Origin of the sequence: Bradyrhizobium sp. (assembly GCF_049581145.1) — a bacterium.
GTDB lineage: Bacteria > Pseudomonadota > Alphaproteobacteria > Rhizobiales > Xanthobacteraceae > Bradyrhizobium.
In genome coordinates this window covers 1-2,416 of record NZ_JBAURI010000372.1, presented here as the reverse complement: position 1 = coordinate 2,416, position 2,416 = coordinate 1, and the positions used below count along the sequence as shown (strand labels likewise).

General features: G+C 64.6%; 3 protein-coding genes. 2 read left to right on the top strand and 1 reads right to left on the bottom strand.

All coding sequences use genetic code 11. The annotated features are described in order from the left end of the window. Positions 1-1,170 (bottom strand): sensor histidine kinase (locus WCB02_RS12080; protein ID WP_423958432.1); only part of this gene is annotated, 1,170 nt, incomplete at its 3' end. A 521-nt stretch (positions 1,171-1,691) separates the two neighbouring features. On the opposite strand from WCB02_RS12080, the gene rpmH reads away from it, so the two are divergent. Next, positions 1,692-1,826: a 50S ribosomal protein L34 gene (gene rpmH / locus WCB02_RS12075; RefSeq protein WP_006609582.1), complete on the top strand. Its 135-nt coding sequence runs from the start codon at positions 1,692-1,694 to the stop codon at positions 1,824-1,826. A gap of 26 nt (positions 1,827-1,852) precedes the next feature. Continuing rightward, positions 1,853-2,251, top strand: a complete 399-nt coding sequence (gene rnpA, locus WCB02_RS12070) for a ribonuclease P protein component (protein WP_423958430.1) — start codon at positions 1,853-1,855, stop codon at positions 2,249-2,251. Positions 2,252-2,416 lie beyond the last annotated feature (165 nt).

Sequence of the window (2,416 nt, the reverse complement as noted above, 5' to 3'; positions counted from 1 at the left end):
CGGCTGGCTTTCCAGCGCCTGCGCCGCGTTGCGCACCAGATTGAGCAGCACGCGAAACAGCTGGTCGGGATCGGCATCGACGGCAAGCCCGCGCTCGATGGCGCTGATCCAGGTGATCGAGGCATCGGCGGCCAGCCCCGCGGTCTCGCGGACCTCGGCCACCACAGGCTCGATCATGATCATGCGGCGGTCGGGCGCGGCCTCCTGGGCGCGTCCATAGGACAGCGTCGACTGGCAGAACGCGATCGCGCGCTCCAGCGAGCGCATCAACTTCGGCGCAAAGCGCTGCACCCTCGGATCTGGTACGCTGGCAAGCTGATCGGAGAGCAGTTGGGAGGAGGCAAGCAGGTTGCGCAGATCGTGGTTGATCTTCGAGACCGCGAGCCCAAGCGCCGCCAGCCGGCTCTTCTGATGCAACATCGACACCAGATCGCGCTGCATCGCCGACAATTCGCGCTCAGCGACGCCGATCTCGTCGCCACGCTGGCTCGGCACGATGATGCGCGCCGAGCTTTCCGGATTTTCATGGAAAGCGACCATGCTCTCGGTCAGCCGCCGCATCGGCCGCACAAACAGATAATGCAGCGCCAGATAGACCAGCGCAGCGGTCAACACCGCAATCAAGAGCGAGACCAGCAGCAGATTACGGGAAAACCGGTACATCGAGTCCCGCAGCGGCTTCTCGTCGATCACCACCTCGATGAACTGCGCGCCGCCCGGTGCCGGGCCGACCACCCGGATCGCCTGGTTGCCGTGTTCGAGCATCATCTCGAAGGTATCGACGATCGCCGACCACACCGTCATGTCGCGCAGGTCGATATCATGGTCGATCGACGCCGGCAGGTCGGCACTGGCGAGCAGCCTGCGCTGCTGCCCGAGCTTGATCGCGACAGCGCGCGCGCCGATGCTGGTGAGGATCTGCCGCGACAGGGAATCCGGCACCATGCCGGACGGCGCCGCATCGAGCACCAGCGCCGCGGTGTTAGCGGCGGCCAGCCGGTCGTTCAGCCGGTTCATGCGGAAATTCGCGATCGCGGGCACGTAGATCATCAGTCCCGCGATCATGACCAGCGGAATGGTCAAAAGCAGCAGTTTGCCGGACAGGCCAAGTCGGCGCGGCAGCTTGCCGCGCGGCCCTTCGGTGGTCGGCTGTTCCTCGGTCGCTGACACGATTTCCGTTTTTCCGCCTCTATGGCCTCTCGATCAGCATGCGACCCGTCTCCGGATCGGTCAAATTACGGATCGCTAATGTCAAATTCGCACGTCCATGTTAAGTTGAAGGCCGCCCGGCTGCCATCCCTTACCTCTGGAACACCACGAATCCGATTATATTCGCGGGACAGGCACAAAATACGACCGTTTGGGGAGCACGCCATCGCAGCCGTGCGGCAGGTGTACGATTCATCTGCCCCGTCGCGCTAGTCCGTTGTTTGCACATGGTCTTTTCCGGGAACCGGCGGCAGCTCCGCGTCTCGCGCGGAGCCGGCTGCAGCCGGATCATGCTGCAGATTGACGAGCACTGGACGCTCCCGTATAAGCCGCGCCAATTGTCCGCGATGCCCCGGCTTGCCGGGGCGGCTCGTTTTGGGCCGGAAACGGCCTGTTTTGGGCGGCCAGCATCACCGGACACCCCCTTCAATTCAACAGGCGCAATTCAACAGGCGGATTGCCCGGCCGGTGGAGAACGACCCGTGAAGCGGACTTATCAACCCAGCAAACTGGTGCGCAAGCGCCGTCACGGCTTCCGCGCTCGCTTGGCCACGACGGGCGGCCGCAAGGTGCTCGCCGCGCGTCGCGCGCGGGGCCGCAAGCGGCTGAGCGCCTGAGCCGGGCGTCTTCCGGAGACGTTCTCATGGATCGGCTAAGGCAGCGGGTGGACTTCCTCGCCGTTGCCAAGGGCGCGCGGGTCAATGCGGCGGCCTTTACCCTGCAGAGCCGTCGTCGAGATGATTTAGGCCCGATCCGGGTCGGTTTTACCGTGACCAGGCAGAACGGCACCGCGACCGAGCGCAATCGCATCCGGCGCCGGCTCCGTGAAATGGTGCGAGAACTCGCACGGGCTGCCGATGTCATGGCGGCGCGACCTCACCATGATTATGTGCTGGTCGGCCGCCGTGCGGCGCTCACACGCGACTTTGCCACCTTGCTTGAGGATTTTCGCACGGCGCTAAGGCGCCTCGACCGGCAGCCCGCGAACGATGCGCGGGCCAAAAGCCGTCAACCGGATCGAATGACGAGACCTGAACGATGATCGACAATCGGAACACCATCCTCGCCGTCATTCTGTCCGGGATCGTGCTGATCGCCTGGCAATATTTCTACAACGTGCCGCAGATGGAGCGGCAGCGCGCGCAAAGCCAGATCCAGGCGGAGCTGACCAAGAACGCGCCGCAGCCGACCCCGTCCGGCACGCCGC

What these genes read in the sequence shown, in the direction of transcription:
- rnpA (WP_423958430.1), top strand. Translation starts at nt 1,853, where the DNA reads ATGGATCGGCTAAGGCAGCGGGTGGACTTCCTCGCCGTTGCCAAGGGC.